At 43.2% G+C, this 24504-nt stretch carries 23 protein-coding genes; 14 read left to right on the top strand and 9 right to left on the bottom strand.

From position 1 onward, the window contains the following. Nucleotides 1–60 precede the first annotated feature (60 nt). Together ypfJ and AAHN97_RS25120 are read left to right on the top strand one after the other, a co-directional pair. Entirely contained in the window at nucleotides 61–909 is an 849-nt protein-coding gene (gene ypfJ, locus AAHN97_RS25125) for a KPN_02809 family neutral zinc metallopeptidase (RefSeq protein ID WP_343304842.1), read from the top strand. A 5-nt stretch (nucleotides 910–914) separates the two neighbouring features. Next, entirely contained in the window at nucleotides 915–1469 is a 555-nt protein-coding gene (locus tag AAHN97_RS25120; RefSeq protein WP_343304841.1) for a putative glycolipid-binding domain-containing protein, read from the top strand. On the opposite strand, the gene AAHN97_RS25115 is transcribed toward AAHN97_RS25120, so the two are convergent. Continuing rightward, nucleotides 1466–2530: a lipase family protein gene (locus AAHN97_RS25115; RefSeq protein ID WP_343304840.1), complete on the bottom strand. Its 1065-nt coding sequence runs from the start codon at nucleotides 2528–2530 to the stop codon at nucleotides 1466–1468. The genes AAHN97_RS25120 and AAHN97_RS25115 overlap by 4 nt on opposite strands. Nucleotides 2531–2612: 82 nt before the next feature. On the opposite strand from AAHN97_RS25115, the gene AAHN97_RS25110 reads away from it, so the two are divergent. The 6 genes from AAHN97_RS25110 to AAHN97_RS25085 all read left to right on the top strand — a co-directional run bounded on the left by AAHN97_RS25110 (nucleotide 2613) and on the right by AAHN97_RS25085 (nucleotide 6257). Further along, complete coding sequence (locus AAHN97_RS25110) at nucleotides 2613–3110, top strand: GNAT family N-acetyltransferase (protein ID WP_343304839.1); 498 nt, start codon at nucleotides 2613–2615, stop codon at nucleotides 3108–3110. After that, nucleotides 3107–3469, top strand: coding sequence for a septal ring lytic transglycosylase RlpA family protein (locus tag AAHN97_RS25105; RefSeq protein ID WP_343304838.1), 363 nt, complete (start codon nucleotides 3107–3109; stop codon nucleotides 3467–3469). Before AAHN97_RS25110 ends, AAHN97_RS25105 begins: the two co-directional genes overlap by 4 nt. Nucleotides 3470–3527: 58 nt before the next feature. Then, nucleotides 3528–4058 carry a hypothetical protein gene (locus AAHN97_RS25100; RefSeq protein ID WP_343304837.1) on the top strand — a complete coding sequence of 177 codons (531 nt, stop codon included), beginning with the start codon at nucleotides 3528–3530 and terminating at the stop codon, nucleotides 4056–4058. Nucleotides 4059–4199: 141 nt separating this feature from the next. Beyond that, nucleotides 4200–5468, top strand: coding sequence for a DUF3472 domain-containing protein (locus tag AAHN97_RS25095; protein WP_343304836.1), 1269 nt, complete (start codon nucleotides 4200–4202; stop codon nucleotides 5466–5468). Nucleotides 5469–5630: 162 nt separating this feature from the next. Next, nucleotides 5631–6050: a hypothetical protein gene (locus AAHN97_RS25090; protein ID WP_343304835.1), complete on the top strand. Its 420-nt coding sequence runs from the start codon at nucleotides 5631–5633 to the stop codon at nucleotides 6048–6050. Between the two features lie 6 nt (nucleotides 6051–6056). Beyond that, complete coding sequence (locus AAHN97_RS25085; RefSeq protein ID WP_074241564.1) at nucleotides 6057–6257, top strand: helix-turn-helix transcriptional regulator; 201 nt, start codon at nucleotides 6057–6059, stop codon at nucleotides 6255–6257. Nucleotides 6258–6418: 161 nt separating this feature from the next. Here AAHN97_RS25085 and AAHN97_RS25080 read toward each other — a convergent pair whose 3' ends face one another. Beyond that, nucleotides 6419–7129 (bottom strand): hypothetical protein, encoded by a 711-nt coding sequence (locus AAHN97_RS25080; RefSeq protein WP_343304834.1) that lies wholly within the window; start codon nucleotides 7127–7129, stop codon nucleotides 6419–6421. A gap of 206 nt (nucleotides 7130–7335) precedes the next feature. On the opposite strand from AAHN97_RS25080, the gene corA reads away from it, so the two are divergent. Then, a complete protein-coding gene (gene corA / locus AAHN97_RS25075) occupies nucleotides 7336–8433 on the top strand; it encodes a magnesium/cobalt transporter CorA (protein WP_343304833.1) in 1098 nt (365 codons plus the stop codon). Between the two features lie 62 nt (nucleotides 8434–8495). Here the strand turns inward: corA and AAHN97_RS25070 are convergent, their stop codons facing one another. Further along, nucleotides 8496–8999 (bottom strand): DUF2480 family protein, encoded by a 504-nt coding sequence (locus tag AAHN97_RS25070; protein WP_343304832.1) that lies wholly within the window; start codon nucleotides 8997–8999, stop codon nucleotides 8496–8498. Nucleotides 9000–9115: 116 nt separating this feature from the next. Continuing rightward, entirely contained in the window at nucleotides 9116–11233 is a 2118-nt protein-coding gene (locus tag AAHN97_RS25065) for a peptidylprolyl isomerase (RefSeq protein ID WP_343304831.1), read from the bottom strand. 754 nt (nucleotides 11234–11987) lie between these two features. Between AAHN97_RS25065 and nadA the strand changes: the two genes are divergently transcribed. Continuing rightward, a complete protein-coding gene (gene nadA / locus AAHN97_RS25060) occupies nucleotides 11988–12995 on the top strand; it encodes a quinolinate synthase NadA (protein ID WP_074241569.1) in 1008 nt (335 codons plus the stop codon). Nucleotides 12996–13574: 579 nt separating this feature from the next. Here nadA and AAHN97_RS25055 read toward each other — a convergent pair. Together AAHN97_RS25055 and AAHN97_RS25050 are read right to left on the bottom strand one after the other, a co-directional pair. After that, entirely contained in the window at nucleotides 13575–13805 is a 231-nt protein-coding gene (locus AAHN97_RS25055; protein WP_074241570.1) for a FeoA family protein, read from the bottom strand. 134 nt (nucleotides 13806–13939) lie between these two features. Beyond that, nucleotides 13940–14533 carry a sugar O-acetyltransferase gene (locus tag AAHN97_RS25050; RefSeq protein ID WP_343304830.1) on the bottom strand — a complete coding sequence of 198 codons (594 nt, stop codon included), beginning with the start codon at nucleotides 14531–14533 and terminating at the stop codon, nucleotides 13940–13942. A 124-nt stretch (nucleotides 14534–14657) separates the two neighbouring features. Here AAHN97_RS25050 and ybeY point away from each other — a divergent pair, with 124 nt between their 5' ends. The 4 genes from ybeY to AAHN97_RS25030 all read left to right on the top strand — a co-directional run bounded on the left by ybeY (nucleotide 14658) and on the right by AAHN97_RS25030 (nucleotide 21651). Continuing rightward, nucleotides 14658–15083 carry an rRNA maturation RNase YbeY gene (ybeY, locus tag AAHN97_RS25045; RefSeq protein ID WP_343304829.1) on the top strand — a complete coding sequence of 142 codons (426 nt, stop codon included), beginning with the start codon at nucleotides 14658–14660 and terminating at the stop codon, nucleotides 15081–15083. Nucleotides 15084–17540: 2457 nt separating this feature from the next. Beyond that, a complete protein-coding gene (mnmG, locus tag AAHN97_RS25040) occupies nucleotides 17541–19409 on the top strand; it encodes a tRNA uridine-5-carboxymethylaminomethyl(34) synthesis enzyme MnmG (protein WP_343304828.1) in 1869 nt (622 codons plus the stop codon). A 386-nt stretch (nucleotides 19410–19795) separates the two neighbouring features. Continuing rightward, complete coding sequence (locus tag AAHN97_RS25035) at nucleotides 19796–20371, top strand: RNA polymerase sigma factor (RefSeq protein ID WP_343304826.1); 576 nt, start codon at nucleotides 19796–19798, stop codon at nucleotides 20369–20371. Further along, the gene (locus tag AAHN97_RS25030) at nucleotides 20368–21651 is read left to right on the top strand and encodes an outer membrane beta-barrel protein (protein WP_343304825.1); all 1284 of its coding nucleotides are present in this window, start codon (nucleotides 20368–20370) and stop codon (nucleotides 21649–21651) included. The genes AAHN97_RS25035 and AAHN97_RS25030 overlap by 4 nt, the downstream gene beginning before the upstream one ends. Here the strand turns inward: AAHN97_RS25030 and AAHN97_RS25025 are convergent. From AAHN97_RS25025 to AAHN97_RS25015, 3 genes are read right to left on the bottom strand one after another with little or no spacing between them, the layout of a single operon-like run. Further along, nucleotides 21648–22190 carry a CopD family protein gene (locus AAHN97_RS25025; RefSeq protein ID WP_343304824.1) on the bottom strand — a complete coding sequence of 181 codons (543 nt, stop codon included), beginning with the start codon at nucleotides 22188–22190 and terminating at the stop codon, nucleotides 21648–21650. The two genes, AAHN97_RS25030 and AAHN97_RS25025, sit on opposite strands and share 4 nt — an antisense overlap. An 11-nt stretch (nucleotides 22191–22201) precedes the next feature. Further along, entirely contained in the window at nucleotides 22202–23152 is a 951-nt protein-coding gene (locus AAHN97_RS25020; RefSeq protein WP_343304823.1) for a carotenoid biosynthesis protein, read from the bottom strand. 11 nt (nucleotides 23153–23163) lie between these two features. Beyond that, nucleotides 23164–24465, bottom strand: a complete 1302-nt coding sequence (locus AAHN97_RS25015) for an MFS transporter (protein WP_343304822.1) — start codon at nucleotides 24463–24465, stop codon at nucleotides 23164–23166. Between the last annotated feature and the right edge of the window lie 39 nt (nucleotides 24466–24504).

Genomic DNA, 24504 nt, shown 5'->3' with positions numbered 1-24504 from the left:
AAACAGGCACGCGCACCATTCTTTTATTTCTTAAATTTATCTAACTAAAACCATTCTCATATGCGTTGGCAAGGACGTCGCGAAAGCGGAAATGTTGAAGATCGCCGTGGTTCATCCCGTGGCGGGCTTATCGCCGGAGGCGGCATCGGTACTATTGTTATTGCTGTTATTATTTACTTCCTTGGCGGGGACCCCTCCCAGGTAATGGACCTTCAGCAACAGCAAGCCCCCAGCCAGGGCCAGCTTTCCCCGCAACAGGAAGCTGCGGAAAAAGAAGCGGCCGGCTTTGTCAAAGTGGTATTGGCAGATACAGAGGATGTGTGGAACAAACTCTTTTCCGAAATGAATCAGCAATACCAGGAACCCACCCTGGTAATGTTCACCGGCGTGGTGGAATCTGCCTGCGGTAATGCCAGCAGCGCATCCGGCCCTTTCTATTGCCCCGCAGACCGGAAAGTTTATATCGACCTTTCTTTTTACGATGAACTGAAAGATAAACTGAACGCCCCGGGAGACTTTGCCATGGCTTATGTGATTGCCCATGAAGTGGGTCATCACGTGCAAAACCTCCTCGGCATCTCTGAAAAAGTGCAACGCGCCCGCTCCCAGCTCAGCGAAACGGAATACAATAAACTCTCCGTAAAACTGGAACTACAGGCGGATTTCTTTGCAGGCGTTTGGGCTAATCACGCCCAGAAAATGCAAAACATCCTGGAAGCCGGCGATATTGAAGAAGCCCTCAATGCCGCCAACGCCATTGGAGACGACCGCCTCCAGAAACAATCCCGCGGAGTAGTAGTACCCGATGCCTTCACACATGGTACCTCAGCCCAAAGGATGTACTGGTTCAAAAAAGGTTTCGAAACCGGCGATGTACGCCAGGGTGATACTTTTAACAGTAATCAATAGATGTCATGAAAAAACAAATAGTCTGGAAGGGCCTCTTCCAGCAAATGATGGAGTATTGCAATGTGGAAACAACGGAAACCGATATACGAATAGACGGAACAATTGTAGGTTATGGAGAAGATACCCCGTTCTCTGTTAACTATGATATTATATTAGACCGCCTCTGGCAGGTAAGCTCGCTGGAAATGGCGGTGGAAAAAGCCGGAGAATATTCCTGGATCTCTCTCCAGCGGGACCAGGATGGCGTATGGACCCAAAGCGGCCACACCCGGCCGGAATGGGCTAAGTGTATAGACATAGATATTTCTCTCACCCCGCTTACCAATACCCTCCCCATCAACAGGCTTCAGCTGGAACCTAAAGACAGGCGGGAAATTGATGTGCTTTACATCAATATTTTCAAAGACGAGATCAAACCCGTAAAACAGTTTTACACCAATCTCGGCGATGACATATATAAATACGAAGGTGTGTTCAGAGATTTCACGGCTGATTTGAAAGTAGACGAAGATGGATTGGTCATAGACTATCCCACACTCTTCTCCCGCATCCAGTCTTAAGGGTAATACTTCTTTAATAAGAAGAGATAATGCGCAGGCATGTGATGGATGAACACATTTTTACCATCAAATGGATATTGCTTAAAATATTCCTCATCTGCCTTCAGTATAACCGGTGATCCGGCCGTCATGTAATTATTGCTGTACATATAGGCCGGCTGCTGGAGTTGCGACAGTTGTTTCTTTGATAACTTATACACAAAGTTGCCGAGGTATTTCCGGTAACGGCGAACAGAACGGTTCGTTGCACGCGTGAGTTTATTATATACCATCTTGCCATAAAGCCGCACAAAGAATTTCTGCTTTTTCAAAGTTCCCGGTATATCTATAAACGGATTCACAGGATTAAAGTCGGTTACCCTTTGCAAGGACAATGGCGTTTCCGGAACCCAGTCCGCGCTGTTCACAACCCTGAATCCCCATCCATCTCTTGTAATGAAATCAAAATCATACGCATAATAAAGGTTCCCCGGTTTAGGTGCCGCACTGCAATAGGTTTTGTATTTGATATCCTTTGGCATGCCCGGTAAATATTCAAGATAAGAGCGGGTTAAAAAAGCAATCGCCCCACCCTGGCTATGGCCCATGATAATAAACTCCCGCGCCCCGGCCTTATATTGCTCTTTGATATGCGTTACAATATCAGGGGCCAGGAAACCCAGGGATACCGTCCAGCCCACATGCACATAAGGAGCAGCACTATCCTTCGCCAGCCTATAATCAAATCGTGTACTATCCGTTAATTGCAGGGAGCCCGTTGCCGGGATCATGGCCGCATAAAAATTCGCCAGCCAGCTTTCTGTTTTTCCAATGGTACCACGGATATTGATCACAATCACACCATCATTCCGTTTCCATAAGAACCAGCGGTTATAAAAACCCACTTCGGGGGAAGTATAGAGGAGTTGATAATTGTCCGGATGTTTGTCCATACTACTATCTCCTCTTTCCGGGAGGCTGAGGAGATCGTGGTATTCTTTGGGGTCAAAGCCGGGTTTCAGTTGTTGAGCCTGTAGGGGAAAATAGATGCAGGCCAGTAATCCGAAAATTAAACCGCGCATGTTTTTTATTTTTTAATAAACATAACAAAAAGAAAGAAGCAATGTTGATATCCTTTAATTTGCAGGACTAACTATACGCAACATGTTAACTATCACCAAAGCAACGGCGGACCAGATCCATATTATCCAGGAGATTGCTTACATCACCTGGCCGGAAACATTTGGAAAGATCCTCTCCAAAGAACAGATCTCTTACATGCTTGGCATGATGTATGACGATGCATCCCTACGCAGCCAGATCACCGAACGTGGTCACGTTTTCCTGCTCGCAAATGTAGATGGTGTATTCGGCGGTTTTGCTTCCTACGAGTTAAATTACAAAAACGAATTAACGGCAAAATTGCACAAGATCTATATCCGGCCGGATATGCAGGGTAAAAATATAGGTAAAGTGCTCATGACGGAAGTGGCAGACATTGCACGGAAAGCCGGAATGCAATACCTTACCCTCAACGTGAACCGCGGAAATAATGCAGTTGGTTTCTATCAACGTTACGGTTTTGAAAAGACCGGCGAAGAAGATATCGATATCGGGAACGGCTATTTTATGAACGATGCTATTATGCAGATGACCTTATGATACAACGCTATTACATTTGGCTGATCGCCATCCTGTGCTTTTCCACATCCTGCGCCCGCAAAATAACGGAAAGCGGAAAAGCCTCTTACTACGCAGATAAGTTCCAGGGCCGCAAAACCGCCAATGGCGAAACCTTCAAACAACAACGGATGACGGCTGCGCATCCAACCCTCCCCTTCGGCACCAAAGTAAAGGTCACCAATCTGAACAATGGCCGCAGTGTAAAAGTGCGGGTGAACGACAGAGGTCCTTTTGTTGCCGGCCGCATCATCGACCTTTCCAAAAAAGCAGCCCGCAAATTAGGTATGCTGCAAACAGGAGTTGCCAATGTAAAGCTGAAATACAAGAAGAAACGCTAGTACATCTTTCTAGTATCGTTTTTTCGTCATATATTCGGGGTAATTGATGTGTTGACATATGGATACCTGGTTTACCCTACCTACCGTTTCCGATGAACGCCCGCAGATGAATAACCTTCCCGCTTACCCGGATTTCACCATAACACTTTCCCGTGACGATTGGAGGCAGGCAGAATTCATCAACATCAGCAAGCTCTGCGCTGTTGGTGAAGAGGTGGATGAGATCAAAGACATCTGGATCAATCACAGCAAAGAATCCGCAGAAGGTATACGCTTGTTTCATCAATTGCATATCCGTAAGCAGATCGGCCCTGCTGAATTATTCATCCCTCTCTTTGAACTCAAAGCATTACTACGTAGTGATTCCCTTGGCAGTATAGCTTTTGATCAGCAACCCGGCTTCGTGAAAAACGGATTTGCATTAACTACTGCAGCCAGCTGCTATTACGGCCTGGAAGAAAATGGAGTAGTAAAATACCTCTGCATGCACCACAGCCTGCCACCCGCAGAACGGGAAATTTCCCGCATCATCAGATCCTTCTCCCTCATTTTTGTGAATTGGTATAACTGTAATATTCAAACGCCCTGAGAAAGGAAATATGCTGCAACTGACCCCAAGCATTGGTAGCCCTGACAATACCCACATGGCCCCTCCCCCATCTTTCAGCTAATTGTCACTTTTTCAGGTAACCCCTTGCATCTGCGCCTTCCGTCTGTTTTATTTGTATATATGAATAAGCAACGCTACTCTCTCTTAACGCTGGCATGCCTGGCCATCGCAAACCTGTCTCTTGCACAGAAGACACAGAACACTCCCGTTACTTTACCTGGTTTTACCGCATACGCCGTTCCGGAAGAAAATGGTGTGGATATCTCCGGAAGAAATGGTGTGGTAAAATGGACGGACAATACCAATGCCGTGAATTTTTATTTCCACACATCGCATACCGGATCTCTGAAACTCGCACTGCAAGCCAAAAGCGATGCACCTGCAAAGATCAGGGTTACACTTAATGGTGTAGAAAAAATAATTTCCATTCCTAACGGCACAGACTACACGAGTATTCCGGTTTTACAAACAAAACTGAAGGACACGGGCTTTTATACGATCAGCCTCAAAGGCCTGGAAAAACAAGGCTCCGTATATGCCGATGTAAAAAGCATTACCCTGGAAGGTCCTGCCACAAAGGATATTCAGTTCAATCCAAAACCATGGCGCCGTTCCGCATCAGTCCATTTAGGATATACGGTACCGGATGATAAAAAAGTAGAATGGTTCTATGGTGAGATCAAAGTACCAGAGGGGCAGGATAAACTAGGTACCTATTTTATGTCCTGCGGATTCCACCGTGGTTATTTTGGAATGCAGGTGAACGGCCCACAGGAAAGAAGGATCATCTTTTCTGTATGGGATTCCGGCAAAGAACCGGATAGCCGTGCTAAGGTAAAGTATGAAGACCAGGTAACGCTCACCGCAAAAGGAGATAGTGTGGTCGCTTCCGGTTTTGGCGGAGAAGGTACTGGTGGCCACAGCCATTGGGTCTACAACTGGAAAGCCGGTGAAACTTACCGCTTCCTCATGCACGCCGTACCTTTCGGAACCAACACACAATACACGGCCTACTTTTATGTGCCCGAACATAAAGAGTGGAAACTGATTGCCAGCTTCCGCGCACCGAAAGATGGAAAATACATGGGCCACCTCTATTCTTTCCTGGAAAACTTCAGCTTTGAAAACGGGTACCTCCACCGCAAAGGATATTTTGGTAACCATTGGGTAAAAACCAATACCGGCGAATGGATAGAACTAACCAAAGCCCGCTTTACCAATGATGCTACGGCTAAGGCAAAAGACCGGTTGGATTTTGGCGGCGGCTCTGAAAATGGCATGTTCTATCTCTGGACTGCTGGTTTCATTCCCGCGAATGCCAAGCTGGGAGACATTTTCGAACGCCCCGCATTAGGAAAACATCCTGAAATAGACCTGCCAAAGTTCTGATACAACCACCATTAAAATATAAGCGCCCGGTTCATCCGGGCGTTTTTTTGCCCCTGATAACCCGTAAGTTAGACCTGCATTTTGTCAAGCTAGCTATTCTTTGTGTAAAATATATTTTACATTTTGTAAAACATTCCTATCTTTGGTATAAATACTTCCGCCATGAAATCAAAGTATCTCTTACCGCACCTGTACAAAAAGATCGGCTGGTCTATCACCATCCCTTTCCTTATAATTGGCATCCTCCTTTTCCCATTGGGAGACCTTCTTTTCGAGGGCGCTAAATGGCTCACCTTCCTCGATAAATTTCCCGGCCAGTATACAGATGAAGTAATTGCTGCCGGTTTGATCATTGGTATGTTGCTCGTAGCCTTCAGCAAGGAAAAAATTGAAGATGAATATATCAACAAGGTCCGGTTGGAATCTCTCCAGATCTCGGTGCTGATCAATTATCTGTTACTCATCATTTGCATACTTTTGATCTATGATGTGGAATTCCTTTCGGTGATGACATATAACATGTTCACCATTCTGCTTCTTTTCATCATCCGGTTTAATTTTATAATTTACCGCAACAAGTAACGCCTTATGAAGAACAGCATCAAAGTGGAACGCGCCAGAAAGAACCTCACGCAGGATGAACTGGCCAGGCTGGTAGGCGTTTCCAGGCAAACCATCAATACCATCGAATCCAATAAATATGTGCCTTCCACCATTCTGGCCCTGAAAATTTCGAGGGTATTCGAAAAGCCGCTGGAAGAAGTTTTTGAGTTGGAAGAAGGAGATTAGGTAACCGGCAGCTGATCATTATTCAGCCGCCGTTGTGTCACTCACTTCGGCGGTTGGTTTTCTATTCAGGTTTAGTTTTGGCCGCCGGGGATTTACAAACAGTTTACATTTCGCTCTTTTGCATTTTGCGGTATTCGCCCGCAGGTTATCCACAAATAAATTCATTTCCGCGCGCCGATCTTTAACGCCGTTTTCGTTTGCCCAATATTCATTGCCAGCGGATCCGCATATTGCACCACAAACTTCGTCCGCAGATTATCGTTAAATCCTTTAGTGGTATCCAGCATCCTTTCCGCTTCCATAAAGAGTTCGCGGGTTTGTTCGGATAAATGGCCGTCCAGTTTATCCTGGTAAAATAACCAGATAGCCTTCACACCACCCAGTGCTTCTTTCGTTTCCGCTACACCATTTTCATTCGCCTCAAAATCTTTCACTTTCCCCATTTCCATCATCATCGCATCAAACAATTGTGCATCGGTAGAAACCAAAGAATCCGTTGTGTTTTTTAAATGTTCAATATGGCTGATCACCTGGATGGTTTCTCTTCTCATTGCCGCCGTATCATTTAAAGTAATACTGTTCCATCCGCTCAAAGCCGTAGCGGTGGCCGGATCAAAGTAAGCTGCAAACAATTCAAGTTTCTTGTAAGCGGCTCTTGTATCCCTGAATTGTTTTTCTATTTCTTTTTCTTTTCTATGTGCCATCACGGCCTGCAGAAATTGTTGTGATTCTTTTTGCAGCACACGTAATTGTATACCATACCAGTCAATGGAATGTGCTGCTTCCGAAGACATTTTTTTCGCACGATTACCATTGATGATAGAAAAAATTCCGGCGAAGAATGCTACTACAATAAAGATACCTGGGCGCATATGTTATCATTAAAAAGGGATAATCGGATGAAAGAGCCCCTCCTCCCGGAGAGGCCCTTATACTTTTCCAGGGTTAAAAAAGAAATTGGATTACCTGAAACTAACACTTCTATGTTACCTCAGTGTTACGAACATTTAATTTAACAAGTACTGTGGCATTCCGCTTGCAGAGAGATTTATCCTATTTTAGCATAAAATCTCCAAGAATGGGCAAGCACGGTTTAATTCCAATTCCTGATGCGATCAATCCTTTCAAAGTAAGGAAGCAGCGCCTCATGAACTTCAACCCCGTAACGGCAAGCACGTCCCGCAAAAAAGTGGATAAAGTGAAGATCACCGTTTTCGAATTCGATGCCCACAGCATCCGGGAAGAGGTGATGGATTCGGTATCCGATTGTTTCAAATTCCGGGAAACCAAAACCATTAAGTGGATCAATGTGGATGGGGTCCGCCGGGAAGAAGTGGAAAAGATCTGTGAACATTTCCACATCCACTACCTGCTCATGGAGGATATCATGAGCGAAGGCCAGCGCGCCAAAATGGATGAGATAGGAGAAAACGTTTTCTGCCTCCTGCCCATGATGTATTTCTTGTCCGAAAGTTCTACTATCGATCAGGAACAGGTAAGCCTCGTTCTCGCAAAAAATGTGGTGATCTCCTTCCAGGACGACCCGGACCGCGATGTATTCAATCCCATCCGGGACAGACTCCGCACCGGCGGAACAAAGATCCGGCACTCAGGGGCAGATTACCTTTTATACGCTTTGCTGGATATTATTGTGGATAACTACTTTATGGTAATGGATAGCCTGGGCGAGCGGATAGAAGTATTGGAAGAGATCATCCCCCGCCAACCGAACAACCGTACCTTGGCCCGTATCAACTTTTTACGGAAAGAAATGCTCGTATTCAAAAGAGGCATCACCCCTGTCCGTGAGGTTATGAACGGTTTGATGAAATCAGAGAATGATCTGCTGCATGAGAATACCGTAAAGTATTTCAAGGATGTATACGATCACATTGTACAGGCTGTTGATCTTTCCGAAAACTATCGCGAGCTGGTGATGAACCTGCAGGAACTATATCATGCACAGATGAACCAGAAGCTGAATGAGGTGATGAAAGTATTGGCGGTGGTAACAACACTCCTGGCGCCACTCACGGTGATCACAGGAATTTACGGAATGAACTTCGATGTAATGCCGGAGCTGAGAAGCCCTTACGGTTACTTCATTGTGTTGGCAGTGATGTTATTCATCTTCGTTTCCATGCTGATGATCTTCAGGAAACGGGGTTGGTTTTAAGTTTTTGTAACAACGGTTATGGGTTTACCTTTCTCAAGGCTGTTGTCTTTGGCTATTCCTGGTCACTTTTTCTTATACACAGGCACCGTAGAACAAGGCTCCCCATACATAATACTTTTCGCAACCGGGCGGAGCAAACGGGTGATCTCCACATACGCAGCTTCGGTAATGGATTTATCCCCACAACCTTTCACCACTACCCTTTGGTCCTGAAACCTTTGAGGATCAATGCTTCCGAGATTTTTCAGGAACAGGGTCTTCTGCACAAAGTCTTCATCCCCAAATGCATAAAAACGCGCAACGGGTTCTAAGTAGCTGGCTACCAGCATATAAGCCCAGATAGGAACAATCGCATCCGCACTGCAAATGATGGCTACATTTTTATCCCTGTACTGTTCCCAGTCCGTAGTGAGTAACCCCGCCCTGAAATCTTTTTCCTTCAGGATCAGCTCCATAAAAAGATGGTCCTTCAGATCAAACACGGCTGTTTCTCCCTGTGGGTAGTAATTTTCCAGATCTATGGTGGTCAGTGCGCTCTGCGCTACTTTATTAATAATCTCGTCCATGGCTCTTTCTCTTAAATTATACTGCAAATTTACGAAATTCCGGGGTATCAGGGCTTCGCACAAAAAAGGGCCGGGTGATGAACCCGGCCCTGTATAGACTATATATCTTTCTAAAATTAATTACCTGGGAAGAAGGTAGCGCGGTTATCCTTAATGTCGCTTTTCTTCTTCAGTGCTTCAAACAATTGCTGATCAGCAAATTGTTTCAGGCTTTGTTCATATGCCTGGCGTTGCTGTGCATAATCCATAGCTGGCTGAGGAGACGGTACATAACTGCTCACTTTAATAACAAATACACCAGTATTACCTTTTATAGGAGCAGAAACTTTTGCAGTACCCCATGCTTTATTGAAAGCAGCACCACTCAGGCGGGGCTCATAACCAATAGAAGCAATGAAAGGCTGCGCAAAACTAACACCTTCTGCAGTTAATACAGGTTGGTTAGTGGCGCTGGCTGCAGCTTCAATAGTTGCCGGCTCTTTCAGTTTGGCAATAATTTGTTCTGCTTTTTTATCTTTCTTCACTTCAGCTTCTACCATCGGGCGAACTTCAGAAAGTGGAGCAATACCTTTTTCACGTGCGCCGGTTAATACACCCACTACAAATTTATCTTCCAATGTGAACACAGGGCTCACATCTCCTTTCTTCGCTTTATAAGCCCAGCTTACAATTTCACGGGAGCTACCCAAACCTGGCAGTACAAAATCCATTGGGCTGATGTTATCAGCAATACGTTTGTTCAGTCCTTTCTCCTGTACGGTTTTCTCAAAAGTTTTTTGGTCCTGGTTGGCAGTAGCAAAATCATTCGCGCGGCCTAAAGCTTCGCTGCTGGTTGTGCTGCTCGCATCCACACGTTTAGCGAGGTAAGCGATTTTCAATGCTGGTCCAAAATTCTTTTGTTCTGTGATCTTTACAACTACATAACCGATCGGCAGTTTCACAGTTTTGATAGCACCAGTGGTTCCTTCAAAAGCAAAATCTTTTACGAGTTGCAGTTCTGGTGCAAAGTATCCGCTGGGAGTAAGTGTATACTCACCGCCGGTTTGTTTACTGTTTGGATCATCAGAGAATTGCAGTGCGAGTGCAGCAATATCAGCACCACCTTTGATAGCAGTTTCTAAACTGTCCGCACGTTGTTTTGCAGCAGAGTCAGTAAGACCTGGTTGCACAGCGATAAAGATCTGACGGATCTTTGCAGTGTCCGGCATGGTTTTACGCGCAATCATTTTTGCATACACCACCAGGTTATTATCCTGGTAAGGTCCATACACTGTACCTACAGGAATATCAAGGATGGAATCTTTACCTGGCACCTGAATAGTACTGCGGGAAGCGAAACCATCATAATAAGGTAATTCAGAATTCAGTTTGATAAAACCAGCAATGTCCGGAGTAGTATCCATTTCTGCTTTCAGTTTTACCAGTTCGCTCATAGCAGCAGCGCTATCTGCAGCAGATGGCAATGCATCAAAAGAAACATATTCTACCCTGCGGCTTTCCGGAACTTCAAAACGTGCTTTGTTGTCCTGGATATATTTATTCAATTCTGCATCGGTCACTTTAATGGTGCTGTCTGAAATAGTAGCATAAGGAACCTGCACATAACTGATGTTAGCGGTTTGTGCATTTTCTGCGGTCTGCATTTGAGACAACCATTTAGGATAATAAATACCCTGGTGAACCAACGTAATATATTTAAGGTTCTTTTGGTATTCAGCGATCATGTTGTCGAACTGTACCAGCTGAGCACTCAGCTGACCGGTTTGATCCTGTCTTGCATTTTCTCTTACACGGTCCAGGATAGAGCGGTCGAATTGACCAGTTTGAGGATCGGAGAAATTTTGGAGTACAAGTGGGTTAGGGTTTTTACCATTGATCTGATCAGCAATTTCAGCAGTGGTCACTTCAATGCCCAGTTCATTATACTGTGCGGTCATGATCTGCTCGCGGATGAATTCGTTCCAAACCTGTTCACGAATTCTTTGTTGATCTTCATCACCGAGGGTAGCACCTTGCAGTTGCTGACGTGCCTGGTTTTGCGCAACATCTATTCTCCGGAGATATTCGCGGTAATCCAGTTCTTCGCCATTCACTTTACCTGCTGTGGTACTTTGTGAAAACATGGAACTTTTTCCGAAAAATACATCCTGTAGCAAAAAGCTCACAATAGCCACGCAGATCACTACAATGATAGCAACGGCATATTTGTCCCTGATTTTCTGAATAACTGACATATATTATATAGTCTAAATTTTAGAGGAAGCAAAAATAGAATAAAATAGTTGTAACTGCAAAATAGGTTTTTTAACCCCGAAAGTCAATACAGCAAAGGGTTTGAGCGGTACGGAAAGGGGGTGGATTTCTATCTTCATGCACACTTTATCCACATTTTGCCCGAAATTAAGAGATAGGTATTGGTTGTTATAAATCTTGTTAAAGGCCCGCCATTTGGCTATTTCCGGGTTTGGCCCCCGGTAGAATAAACACGTGGTTATCCACAAAATAAGCATATGCCCGATATAATCCACAAGAAAATGTGGATTGATTTAAAGAAAACAGAAAAATTTTTCGGCCGCTGGAATTTCAGAAAAGCGGGTCAGTTTGTTCACAGTTGTTGTGAATAACCATGGGGTTAACGCTGTTTTCTGTGGGTAAACACCCCTTGAGAAGGAGGTAAAACTAAATTTGTTTTTCTTCGGCGGATAATTTTCAAACCTCAGGCGGTGGATAACCTTGCTCTTTTAACAATTTCTTAATACCCACAGCCCAAAAAAGTTGTTCAGTTGATTCCCTGTTAACACTGTGGATAAAGCATGCCAAACTCAGCATTGATAGGAAAAAGCAATGTTAATTTGCTGTGGATAGTCACTGAAATAATAATAACAAGTACATTTGTATCAGGGTAAGGAGCTGAGTTTCCCCCATATTCACACCCCTAATAGTAGTGGGTTTTCTCTTCTTTTTAAAAAGAAAAATTAATCTATAGTTATGATTATAGAATTAGCGGAAGCAAAAAAAAATTTACAGAAAAAAGGGTTCCTTGACGTAGAGGTGGACGTTAAGCTGGACCTTTTTGCGGAAATAGACCGACTGAAAAAAGAAAAGAACGCGATCATCCTGGCACACTATTACCAGGAGCCGGATATCCAGGACGTGGCAGATTATATTGGAGACAGCCTTGGGCTGAGCCAGCAGGCTGCAAAAACAGATGCGGACATTATCGTTTTCGCGGGCGTGCACTTCATGGCCGAAACAGCTAAGATCCTCAGTCCACAGAAAAAAGTGCTGCTGCCGGACCTGAAAGCAGGTTGTTCTCTGGCAGACAGTGCACCTCCCGAGCTGTTCAAAAAGTTCAGGGACAAATACCCCGATCACATTGTTATCTCTTACATAAACTGTTCTGCAGGTATCAAAGCGCTCAGCGATATCATTTGCACGAGCTCTAATGCCGAAAAGATCATCGAAAGCGTTCCCAAGGACCAGCCGATCATTTTTGCACCCGACCGCAACCTGGGGTCTTATTTGATCAAGAAAACGGGTAGGGATATGGTGTTGTGGAATGGAGCCTGTATGGTACACGAGATCTTCAGCCTGGAAAAGATCACCAAATTAAAGGTGCGCCATCCGGAAGCCAAGATCATTGCACACCCGGAATGTGAAGCAAACGTACTGGCTATTGCAGATTTTATTGGTTCTACTACAGGTCTGCTGAAATTCACTCAGCGGGATGATGCCCAGGAATACATCGTGGTAACGGAAACAGGGATCCTCCATCAGATGCAAAAAGAAAATCCTGCCAAGACGTTTATTCCCGCGCCACCAAATAATGCCTGCGCATGTAATGATTGTCCGCATATGAAATTGAACACCCTGGAGAAATTGTATCTGTGCATGGAATACGAAGAACCAGAGATCACCATGGAAGAAGGATTGCGTATCGCTGCTAAGAAACCGATTGACAGAATGTTGGAGATAAGTGCACAGGCAGGATTATAATTCATAGAGAATTTTCAGATACCAGCCCTGGGAGAATATTTCTTCCGGGGCTTTTTTATGCCGGTTTGAGAATAGGATCAACATATTTTAGATAGGGTTGACATAGGCTTGAGATAGGGTATTTTATTGTCGATCGTTTACTATTTTGATGCGTTAGATTTCAGCGAGGTTTGTAGAGTATAAGTATGGATCAGCCTATTTACCTGTCTTCAATTGACTTTGTCAATGCATGTTGAAACTTACTCCTTCAACAGAGGAGAGCAATATGAGCAGTGGTGGAACGCGGTGAAGAAAGAATATATAACCCTCTCCTGTCTGGGAAAAGGAATTCGTTAGTTCAGGAAATTTTTTGGAGCTGGGGCGTGAGGTAGAAGAGCCGATCGCATAACCTGGATAAACTAAGTTTTCTAAATATTGAAAAGATGCTTCGTAGGTTTCAGTTCGTTTAGAAAAGCTCTTCCTTCGTACCGTTAAAAGAGATGCCTTCATAAGTGCTTTTTTCCAAAGACCCTCTCCTTCGTACAAATAAAAAAGGATGCCTTTATCAGACATCCTTGTAAAATCTTTTTTGATATTGTTTTAGATAGCGATCTCTTCTACCCAGATATGATCTGCTTCTGTTTTACGAAGGGATAAGTTGTATCCTGCAACAATAATACAGATTGGATCTCCCATAGGTGCAATCTTTTCTACTTTAACTGTTTCTCCTGGTACACAACCCATTTCCATTAGTTTAATATGGATATCACTTTTCTCGAAATCCCGGATCACTGCACTTTTGCCAAGCGTAAGGGAAGAAAGTTTAATCATAATGATTTATTGATCGAGTTAAAACCAATCTGTGACCATAGCCCCAGCTAATTACGGTGCAAAGGTATGGTACAAAGGGGAATATGCAAAAAAGAGGGATGGCCGGTTTTATTGTCTTTAGTAATGTGTTTGCTTCAGTTTGAATCTCCCTGAACTTCCTCCCTATTGATATCATCACTACTAATTGCGCGAATGATCCTTGCAGGATTTCCTCCAACCAAGGTATTGGGAGGAACATCTTTTGTGACTACAGCACCTGCAGCCACAACTGAATTTTCACCTATGGTCACACCCCCAATAATTATTGCACCAGCTGCGATCCAAACATTTCTTTCAATCACGATGGGCTTTCCGATGGTAATGCCCCGGCGTTGTGATGGTTCAAGAGGATGACCTGTTGTAATGATACTTACATTCGGCCCGATCATTACATCATCTCCGATATCAAGACCACCGAGGTCATAGAAGGTACAGTTCTGATTTACGAAAACATTTTGGCCGATGCGGATCTCTGTTCCGCCGGCAGTATAGAATGGTGGGATCAACAAGAAGCTTTGATCTACCTCTTTTCCGATGAGTTCGCTGAACAGCATCCGGATTTCTTCAAGATCATCGAAGGTTAGTTGGTTAAGTTTTGCAGAGAGAGCTGTCGCGCGTTTAACGTTTGCTACCATCTCCGCTGATGCTGGTGTTCTTCTGGGAATTATTTTAGTGCGGTCGTTATTCATTATTTTCCTTGGCTGGGTTGTTTTATAGGGTTAAAAGTAATCATCTACCCTTAATTTTTTACCTGGTAGAAGCTCAAATAGAAAGCCTTATGGCGGAACCAACTTTTCATTTTAATTTTACAGGATGGCAGTACAATTTTCAGCGCATGAGGTCAAGGTAGGGATGAAAGACCGGACCAGGCTCAAAGCTTTTATCGAGGATTTATTCAGGAGAGAGGAACAGGGATTGAAACATCTACAGTATGTTTTCTGTACAGATGAATATCTCTTGCAGTTAAACGAGGAGTTTTTGCAGCATGATACTTACACAGATATAGTCACCTTTGAATTATCCGATGACCCAGAGGTAACGGAAGGCGAAATATATATCAGCATTGACAGAGTTAAAGAGAACGCGGCGAACTTTGAAGTAACGGAAAACTACGAGTTGCACCGGGTTATTTTTCATGGGGCTTTACATTTGTGCGGATATAAGGATAAGACAAAGAAGGAAGAAGCACTTATGAGAGAGAAAGAAGATGAGTATCTTAATTTATACTTCGAAAAGTAAAGGGATGTTCCACGTGGAACATCCCTTTTTATTTACTACAAATGTTTCACGTGGAACATCTGCTGTTAAGAAAGTGGTTGTTTGGATGTTCCTTCAGAGGTTTATCAGCCAGGTCGAGAAATCCTTTTTAGCTTACTTGCTGGTTTTGTTTATGATTGTTTTAATAAAATTAGGATCATTTTTGAGCTTTATACTGATGTTTCTGAAAGGTATTTTCTGCGCTCCCTTCTCTAAGGATCCCTGTTGTAGAAGTCTTTTTAAAACTATAATTGAAAAAAATGTTCCTTAATTCTCCGTTTTCTATAGAAGACACACAAATACATCTTGAATCATTGCTTTCTTTCTATTTTAACGATTCTCTTTTCCCTGGTTTAATGATTCTTCTACCCTCCTTAGTAGAAAAAATATGGTTTCAACTTCCCTTACGTGTGTATTAATGCTGCTACTAAAATGATTAAATTCCTTCCTTTTTAGATTACTAATCCTTTAATAGTTCTTTGGAGTCCTTTTGATACAAAATCCCCCAAGCTTTCCATTATTTGTGTACCGGTTCCCTTCATTCTTGATTAATTTCCTCTTTATTTGTTGATTCTTTAGTATTTCTGTGAGGAAAACTGGCTTTAGAAGGTCTACCTGATCTTGGATGAGCTATTATAGACTTAGGTTTTTCCCATTTGGAATTTTTCTCTGTGCCCATTTACCGCTGAAATCGTCTTAAGTAGAGGGGAATCCACATGAAGTACTCATTTTTATAGATGTTCCACGTGGAACATCTGCCTTAGCATAATGAAAATAGGGATATTTTTCTCTTGGTGAGGGATTAGCTTTATTCAAAACAACTTCCATCTACCTCTCCTAACCATGATTTCTTCACAATGCTTTTAAATCCTACTTAAAAACATACCTCCCATTTACCCTTTTCTTATAAAAGAAGCTTTCTTCACTAATTCGCCTGAAAAGAGGCCAGCTTGTTTTTACTTTATCCTTAGTAACCCCTAGGGCAATACCATTAAATACCAAAAAAAAGCCTGTCCCCTATTCCCTTCTATCTAAGACACACTTGAACGAACAAAATCTCTAAGGAAAAACGGCTTTATATACCCTCTTCCTTCTAATAGTTTTCGCTCCAGATACCCTGATCTTCCTTGAAACCTACCCTTCTCCCACCTCTTAGAAAGGGGAAATGACTACTTTATCCTCCAATCTTATAGAAAATCAAGTTTTCCCTTCTTCGTCTATATCAAAAAACACCTCCGGGTTCCCTACCTATTCCTCCTTTTTTCTATGCCATTCCAAAAAGAAAAATGTTCTTTTTAAATGAATCCACTACAAAGAGCCCTAAAGAGGTACTTCCTTAATACTGTCTTTCCCGTAATTCATCCTCCATCTCTTCTAAACTTCCCCCTAAAAGATCTTTCTCGTTTACCCGTTTAAAGAAAGAATGCTCCTTAATCAATATCAATCTTTGGAGAAAATCAGGCTTACTACTTTTTTTTCTCAAAACACCTTCCCATGTATCTACCCACCTCATCCTTTATCCTCCCATTTTCCGCAGAAAGAAGAATTGCTTAAATAGATCTGTCCTCAAGAACCTTAAGGACGCAGGTTTATTTCATACAATCCTTTCTAAAAATCAGCTTCTGGAATTCTCAAAGCATTCACAAAAGGCATTGTTTATCTCCGGTTCTATGTAAAAGCCCTTCCTCTAATACCAAACCCCATGTAAAAAGATCCCTTATGTCCTTTCATAAACAGCGTTCCGCATACCTAACTAACCTTCTTTTTAGCCAAAAAGCGGCATTTCTTAAATAGATTCACTGTATAAAGAACCAAATTCAATTACTTCTTCCCTCAAACGATCTCTTTCTAATTCCTCTTTCTGTGAAAAAAACCTCCTTCTCATATTTGCTTAGCCTATTTTTTTAGCCAAAAACGGCTTTCCCTAAATGAATCCGCTGTGTAAAGGATCAGTTTTATTTTACTTCCTCCTTTAAACAATCCCTTTCTAACTCTAAAAACACCTTGCTTCTATAATCAAAATATAGATAATAGCACCATCGAACCAGTCATAGTATCACCTTCTAAACTCCTTTTACAGAACTCTCCGCAATACCTGTATCCCTCTTTCTCGAATAATTCCCCCAGAAAGGAAACTATTGAGCATACTCCCTCTTCTAAAAAGCTACTTTTCACCAAGCCAATTCGAGTGAAAACTACCCTAACCCTTTCCATCTTTCCTGAAAAGGCTCCCTCAGAAAAACAAAACAATTCAGTAAAAACTATAACCCCTCCCTCCAAAACACCCACATGCAAAAACATACTCACCCAAATACACCACCCTCAGCAATACCTCCTCCTAAATTCCCCTGGAAAAAACAACACCCCCTGATAAACAGATTGTTTTAAGCCCCTCCCATCAATCTTTATACTTAACTTTGCACTCTCAAAATTTTCATAATGTTCCCTTCTTACGATGTTATTGTTGTCGGTGCCGGACATGCCGGATGTGAAGCTGCAGCTGCTGCAGCCAACATGGGCTCCCGTGTGTTGCTCGTAACCATGAATATGCAAACAATCGCCCAAATGAGTTGCAACCCTGCCATGGGTGGTATCGCTAAAGGACAAATTGTACGCGAAATAGATGCCCTCGGTGGATACTCCGGCATCGTCACAGACCAATCCATGATCCAGTTCAGGATGCTGAACCGGAGCAAAGGCCCAGCCATGTGGAGCCCAAGAACACAAAACGACCGCATGCTCTTCGCTGCAAAATGGAGAGAAGCATTAGAAAATACCCCCAACGTAGACTTTTACCAGGATATGGTGAAAGGATTACTTATTAAAAATGGTGTTTGCCATGGTGTAATAACCGGCCTCGGACATGAAATCCAGGCAAAATCTGTTGTACTTACCAACGGTACTTTCCTCAATGGTGTTATCCATATCGGCGATAAACAGTTCGGCGGAGGAAGGGTAGCAGAAAAAGCAGCCACCGGAATCACAGAACAATTGGTTTCCTTGGGTTTTGAAAGTGACCGTCTCAAAACAGGAACCCCTCCCCGTGTGGATGGCCGCAGCCTGGATTATTCCAAAATGGAAGAACAAAAAGGAGATGAGGAGATCGTTGGATTCTCTTATATGGATGTGGAAAAGATCAAACCTTCCCAACAAAGAAGCTGCTGGATCACCTACACAAGTGAACAGGTACATGATATCCTCCGCACCGGTTTCGACAGATCACCCATGTTCCAGGGAAGAATTCAGGGAACAGGACCAAGATATTGCCCTAGCATTGAAGATAAGATCAACCGTTTCGCAGAAAGAGAACGCCATCAATTGTTCGTAGAACCGGAAGGTTTTAACACAGTAGAGATCTATGTGAACGGATTTTCCACCTCTTTACCGGAAGAAGTGCAGCTGAAAGCACTGCAATTAGTACCCGGTTTTGAAAATGTAAGGATCTTCCGCCCGGGCTATGCCATCGAATACGACTTCTTCCCACCTACCCAGTTACAGTTTTCACTGGAAACAAAACAGGTATCCAACCTCTTTTTTGCCGGTCAGATCAATGGAACAACGGGTTATGAAGAAGCTGCCTGCCAGGGATTAATGGCCGGGATCAATGCTCATCAGAAAGCAAAAGACCTCGAACCATTGGTACTCAAACGCAGCGAAGCCTACATCGGCGTGTTAATTGACGACCTGATCAACAAGGGAACAGACGAACCTTACCGCATGTTCACCTCCCGGGCGGAATTCAGAACACTGCTCCGCCAGGATAATGCAGACCTCCGCCTCACTGAAAAGAGCTATAAATTAGGCCTTGCTACAGAAGAAAGGATGCAAAAAACCAGGGAAAAACTTTCCGGAGTTGACAAGGTAAAAACCATCCTGAAGGAATTAGCACTCGAACCGGAAGAAATGAATGCCTGGTTACAGGAAAATGGTTCTTCCCCATTGAAGGAAAAACAAAGAGCACATCAGATATTATTGCGCCCCGGATTGGATATTATGTCTATGAAAGAGCAGATCGGAAAAGTAGGAAATGCACTCGCCGGATTCAGCAGAGAAGTTTTGGAGCAGGTAGAAATCCAGGTGAAGTACGATACCTATATCGAAAAAGAAAATGAACTGGTAAAAAGGATGAGTGAACTGGAAGATCTGATCATCCCTGATTCTTTCGATTACACAAAACTCGTTTCACTTTCCAACGAAGCAAGGCAAAAATTCACCCGCATCAAACCGCGCACTTTAGGACAAGCGAGCCGGATCAGCGGAGTCAATCCAAGCGATGTACAAATTCTCATGGTTTTCATGGGCAGATAAAAAATCTTGCAGCACATAAAACGAAAAGGCACCCGAACAGGGTGCTTTTTCTATTTTTATCATAACTAATTGAAAATCAACAAAATAAAAACACCCTCAAATTTCAACGATCTCCACTTAGGTAAAGTACTAGTATCAAAATCGCCCTAAAATCAATAAAAGGCTTAAAAAGAGGGTTTTTGAAGAAACAGTGGAAAATGGCTTTTACGAAGGTGAAAAAACTTAATTTTTCCACATCCAAGGCAACTTCTATGAATTGAAACACGTAAAAGATGTGAAGCGAAGAACAACATCTAAACCTTTAAAAAAGATTCGGTAACTTATGGAGAGAGGAGGATTTTCAATGAAGGAGATTTTCCAGGGTAAGTTAAGATAGCAAAAAAACAGTGCAGGACATAGCAGATATCATCGAAGGTTGCCGCCAATTGAAACGTAGCAGCCAGGAAGCACTTTACCGGCAATTCTTTGGATATGCCATGGCTATCTGTTTGCGTTATGCATCTAACAAGGACGAGGCGATTGAAATCTTAAACGATGGGTTCCTGAAAATTTTTAACCATATACAATCTTACGATACATCCCGACCTTTCAAAAGCTGGCTCAGTAAGATCATGGCCAATACGGCAATAGATCATTTACGCAGCAGAAAGAAAATATCGTTTTCTGAAGATATTACACAAGCCTATGATCTCGGGGTGCATGATGATAAAGCGCTGGACAAACTTGCCTATGAAGAAATACTCCAACTTGTACAGGACTTACCTCCCGCTTATAAGACCGTTTTTAACCTATACGTTATGGAAGGATTTCAACACCAGGAGATTGCAGACCTCTTGGGTATCTCTGAAGGTACCTCCAAGTCTAATTTGTTCAAAGCAAAAAGAATATTGAAAACGAAAATTGAAGAAATAACGTCTCAAAATAATGACGCCGGCAAGATCGGCGCAACAATGCAAAAATGAGTGAACAATTTGAAAATAGCATTCGTAAAAAACTGGAGGAGGTAGATATCCCCTTCGATCCCGCCGCTTGGGATGATATGAAAAAGCGGCTGGACGATTCGGATAAGCGCCGTCCCGTTTTTTGGTGGTGGACTTCCGGGCTCCTCCTGCTTCTTCTGCTTGGCGGAGGCGGCTGGTGGTGGTATGCCCAGCAAGACCAGTCCACCGCGTTGCAAAAAGTGCCGATTGAGAATATCGCAGGGGGAAATAATGTGCATACACCGGCTGTTACCGGAACTGATAAAGTAACATCACCTTCTTCTGAAAAAAATGAGGCAACACCGTTATCAGAAAAACTAAGCCACACCAACGAAGCAACGCCTTCAGAAAAAGCAACTATAATACCAACAGAAAAAACACCAAATACATCGCTATCAGAAAAAACAACAAACGCATCATCTTCAGAAAAAACTACCGTGCCCAATTTCGCGTCCAATAAAAAAACAACACACCCATCAAAGGAACAAACACAAACATCCACCAACGAAGCAATAACCAAAGAATCAACAATCGCACCCGAAGAATCAACCCCACTGCGTTACGACATTCAACCAATACCATTTAACCAACTGCAAAAAACTTCCATACCGGCCAATGTGAATAACTCACCGGTAATTAACATACACACAGATACTACCGTCAATAACTATACGAAAAAAGCTAAAAAGAAGAAATCCGGATTCGATGGTGGTATTACCCTCGGCCCTGATTATAATATCGCCCCTTCTTTCACAATGGGAAAAATTGGTTTCAACGGCGGATTATTTTTGCGCTATCATGTGAATAACCGCCTCAGCCTGAGTGTAGCCGCAGTGTACGCAAAAAAAGTATACGGCGCCACGCCCAAAGATTATCAATTCACCTACCCCACCAACTATGTAAAGATCGATGCGGATTGTAATGTGCTGGATGTTCCTTTGAATGTAAACTATACATTCCTCGATCGTCCGAAGAGCAGCTGGAGTGCTATGGCCGGAGCATCCTCATATTTCATGCTGAAAGAAAAGTATGATTATTATTGGGCAAACAATACCAAACGCACCCGCGAATTCAGCAATCAAAACCAACATTATTTTTCCGTACTTAACCTCGGTGTTACGTACGAAAGAAAAACATCAGGAAGATTGAAATGGGGATTACAACCCTATGTGAAAGTTCCGCTGAACGGAGTGGGAGAAGGAAAAGTAAAACTCAGTTCTGCAGGCGTATCTCTGCAACTGAGTTTAGGTAAAAAAGATTAAGAAGATTTTTTCTCGCGGGCCTCACGGGCCTTTTTATACAAACGTATTGCAATGAGCAACACACCGGTGAAAGCAACCAGCCCAACCAGTGCCCATACCATGCTCAGCAAGCTTTTCAGCACAACAAGAAAAACGATGGCCACTAAAAAAATAGTGGCTACTTCGTTCCATACCCTTAACTGTGTAGAAGTATAACGGAACTGATCTTTTAAAAATCCTTTGAAGATCCCATGTAGTATAAAGTGGTAAATGTAGAGGCCTAATACAAAAACAAGTTTTACCCATAACCAACCGGGAATATCTCCCAGCAAAATAACCATCCAGGGTCCGAAGATCAGGGTGAGCACTGCAGATGGCCAGGTGATCCCATACCACAACCGCTTCATCATGATCTTAAACTGTTCCTGTAAAATACTGCGGCGGGGTTCTTCAGCAGATTGTGCTTCCGTGTGATAAACAAATAATCGCACAATGTAAAAAAGCCCGGCGAACCAGGTAACGATGAAAATGATATGAAGCGCTTTAATGTATAAATACATATCCTGCGAAATTAAGGAAGATTGTTGTATTTACGGGAAAGATGCCTGTGTAATAAAATGTGCATCACCACACCCACACACAAATTCACAATGCACCAGAAGGTCATCCACTTATTCTCCATATAAAAGCCCGCAGCAAAGAACCAACAGGTGAAATACACGTGGAACCAGCCGGGCACCAACCAGGTTACCAAAGGTAAGCGGGAAGCACTAACGTTAATCCGCCTTCTAAACCCTATAATAGCCATTACAGAAAACACCACCAGCAAGGCCACAAAACGATGCATGCTTGTTACACCAAAAGTTTTCAACCAGTCCGCCAAAGGAAATAAAGAAATATACAATGCCACCTGCGAAATGAGGATGGACAATAATGGAATAGCAATACGCCAAGCGGTGAATTTCGTCCAGCGGTTTTTTTCCAGTAACCGCGCAAACACGGAATAATAGAACACCACCAGCAACCAGCCATAAAAATTCCCGTAAGGAATACCAAACCACTGGCCGGTTAAAGAATCTGCAACAGTCGTGCGGCCTTCCCAATCCCAATGCCACATATGTAAACGATAAGCCACCACATCCATACTCAGGTCAATATTGATAGCCAGTAAAGTATCGATAGCCGCGGCTGCCCAGAGCGGAATACCTAAAGCATCTGTAATTAATCGTGCGGTATACATGATCACGGCCCAACCCATACCAATGCATAAAGGAATATCGTTAGGTGCTGTGCCGAACATTACCATAAACTTACCATACACATAAGCCCCACTGCTGGATACATTCACATACTCCAATAATAATCCGAACCCTAATCCACCCAACAAGTAAGCCATACTGCCTGGCCCTTTTTTCCAGGCATGCCGGCAACATAACAGGAACAGGATGTACATGCAGATCTCCGTAAGCGGATAACAAAACCCGGGAGGATAACCATAGGGCATTCCACGAAAAGGAAACATAGTGATGTTGTTTATAATTGTTCTTTATCCATGTAGGAATTCTTCTGACTGTCCTTTGCAGTAATATATACTAACAGCGACACAAAGATGCATGCCGTTACATACCAGTAGTACCAGGACTCATGCCCGATGTTCTTAAAATAAAGCGCAAGATATTCTGCCGTTCCGCCAAAAATGGCTACCGTTAATGCATAGGGTAAACCAACACCCAAAGCCCTCACTTCCGCAGGAAATAATTCTGCTTTCACCACCGCATTAATAGAAGTATAACCGCTCACAATTAACAATGCCATCAGTATGAGGAAGAAGGCACTCCAGGCCGAAGTAGTTTCACTCACTGCAGTAAGGATGGGAACAGTCAATAATGTACCCAACACGCCAAACCCCACCAGCAAAGGTTTTCGACCAACTTTATCTGACAGCCATCCGAATGCAGGTTGCAAGCAGGCATAGATCAGCATCAGGGAAAAAGAAATGATCGTGGAATGTTCCTTGGATAACTTCACCGTATTCACCAGGAACTTTTGCATGTAAGTAGTGTAAGTATAAAACGCGATCGTTCCGCCCAATGTTAGTCCCACTACGGTTAACACCGCTTGCGGATGTTTCTTCAGTAACACCATTACGGAACCGCGTTCTTTCTTTTTATCATGCAGGTCTACAGACTCATGCATATTCCGGCGAAGGTATAAAGCCACCAGCGCCAGCAATGCACCGATCACAAAAGGAATACGCCACCCCCATTCACTTAATTCAGCCGGCGTGAGAAAAACTTTCTGCAACAACAACTGGATCCCCAATGCGAATAACTGACCGCCGATTAAAGTCACATATTGAAAGCTGGAAAAAAATCCCCTTCTGTCTGAGGAGGCCACTTCACTCAGGTAAGTTGCAGAAGTACCATATTCACCACCCACACTCAATCCCTGTAAAAGCCTTGCCAGCAACAAAAGTATGGGCGCAGCCATACCAATGGATTCATAGGATGGTGTGAAGGCAATCATCATGGAACCGAAAGACATCAGTAACACGGATAAGGTCATGGATGCTTTCCTCCCCTGTTTATCTGCAATACTCCCAAATAACCAGCCACCAATGGGCCGCATGAGAAAACCTACAGCAAAGATGGCAGCAGTATTCAATAACTGTACAGTGGAATTACCCTCTGGAAAAAATACCGGCGCAAAGTAAATGGCAAAGGCTGCATAGGCATACCAATCATACCACTCAACCAGGTTGCCAATAGAGCCGGTAAAAATTGCCTTTAATCGCCAGGCAGTGGAAGCATTCCGGGGAAGCTGGTTTGTGGACATATATCAAAAATAATTGTTAAATAGTATTTAGCAAAATAT

It is taken from the genome of Chitinophaga niabensis (assembly GCF_039545795.1).
GTDB classification, from domain to species: Bacteria; Bacteroidota; Bacteroidia; order Chitinophagales; family Chitinophagaceae; genus Chitinophaga; species Chitinophaga niabensis_B.
Note: the sequence above shows the minus strand (reverse complement) of the source record. Positions and strands in the feature narration are given on the sequence as shown.

Excerpts from the sequence above, each read along its gene's own strand:
- AAHN97_RS25020 (WP_343304823.1), bottom strand. The coding sequence starts at position 23,152 with ATGTTTCCTTTTCGTGGAATGCCCTATGGTTATCCTCCCGGGTTTTGT.
- AAHN97_RS25105 (WP_343304838.1), top strand. The coding sequence starts at position 3,107 with ATGATACAACGCTATTACATTTGGCTGATCGCCATCCTGTGCTTTTCC.
- AAHN97_RS25025 (WP_343304824.1), bottom strand. The coding sequence starts at position 22,190 with ATGTATTTATACATTAAAGCGCTTCATATCATTTTCATCGTTACCTGG.
- AAHN97_RS25110 (WP_343304839.1), top strand. The coding sequence starts at position 2,613 with ATGTTAACTATCACCAAAGCAACGGCGGACCAGATCCATATTATCCAG.
- AAHN97_RS25115 (WP_343304840.1), bottom strand. The coding sequence starts at position 2,530 with ATGCGCGGTTTAATTTTCGGATTACTGGCCTGCATCTATTTTCCCCTA.
- mnmG (WP_343304828.1), top strand. The coding sequence starts at position 17,541 with ATGTTCCCTTCTTACGATGTTATTGTTGTCGGTGCCGGACATGCCGGA.
- AAHN97_RS25080 (WP_343304834.1), bottom strand. The coding sequence starts at position 7,129 with ATGCGCCCAGGTATCTTTATTGTAGTAGCATTCTTCGCCGGAATTTTT.
- ybeY (WP_343304829.1), top strand. The coding sequence starts at position 14,658 with ATGGCAGTACAATTTTCAGCGCATGAGGTCAAGGTAGGGATGAAAGAC.
- AAHN97_RS25090 (WP_343304835.1), top strand. The coding sequence starts at position 5,631 with ATGAAATCAAAGTATCTCTTACCGCACCTGTACAAAAAGATCGGCTGG.
- AAHN97_RS25015 (WP_343304822.1), bottom strand. The coding sequence starts at position 24,465 with ATGTCCACAAACCAGCTTCCCCGGAATGCTTCCACTGCCTGGCGATTA.
- AAHN97_RS25030 (WP_343304825.1), top strand. The coding sequence starts at position 20,368 with ATGAGTGAACAATTTGAAAATAGCATTCGTAAAAAACTGGAGGAGGTA.
- AAHN97_RS25065 (WP_343304831.1), bottom strand. The coding sequence starts at position 11,233 with ATGTCAGTTATTCAGAAAATCAGGGACAAATATGCCGTTGCTATCATT.
- AAHN97_RS25050 (WP_343304830.1), bottom strand. The coding sequence starts at position 14,533 with ATGAATAACGACCGCACTAAAATAATTCCCAGAAGAACACCAGCATCA.
- AAHN97_RS25120 (WP_343304841.1), top strand. The coding sequence starts at position 915 with ATGAAAAAACAAATAGTCTGGAAGGGCCTCTTCCAGCAAATGATGGAG.
- AAHN97_RS25085 (WP_074241564.1), top strand. The coding sequence starts at position 6,057 with ATGAAGAACAGCATCAAAGTGGAACGCGCCAGAAAGAACCTCACGCAG.
- AAHN97_RS25100 (WP_343304837.1), top strand. The coding sequence starts at position 3,528 with ATGGATACCTGGTTTACCCTACCTACCGTTTCCGATGAACGCCCGCAG.
- nadA (WP_074241569.1), top strand. The coding sequence starts at position 11,988 with ATGATTATAGAATTAGCGGAAGCAAAAAAAAATTTACAGAAAAAAGGG.
- ypfJ (WP_343304842.1), top strand. The coding sequence starts at position 61 with ATGCGTTGGCAAGGACGTCGCGAAAGCGGAAATGTTGAAGATCGCCGT.
- AAHN97_RS25055 (WP_074241570.1), bottom strand. The coding sequence starts at position 13,805 with ATGATTAAACTTTCTTCCCTTACGCTTGGCAAAAGTGCAGTGATCCGG.
- AAHN97_RS25095 (WP_343304836.1), top strand. The coding sequence starts at position 4,200 with ATGAATAAGCAACGCTACTCTCTCTTAACGCTGGCATGCCTGGCCATC.
- AAHN97_RS25070 (WP_343304832.1), bottom strand. The coding sequence starts at position 8,999 with ATGGACGAGATTATTAATAAAGTAGCGCAGAGCGCACTGACCACCATA.
- corA (WP_343304833.1), top strand. The coding sequence starts at position 7,336 with ATGGGCAAGCACGGTTTAATTCCAATTCCTGATGCGATCAATCCTTTC.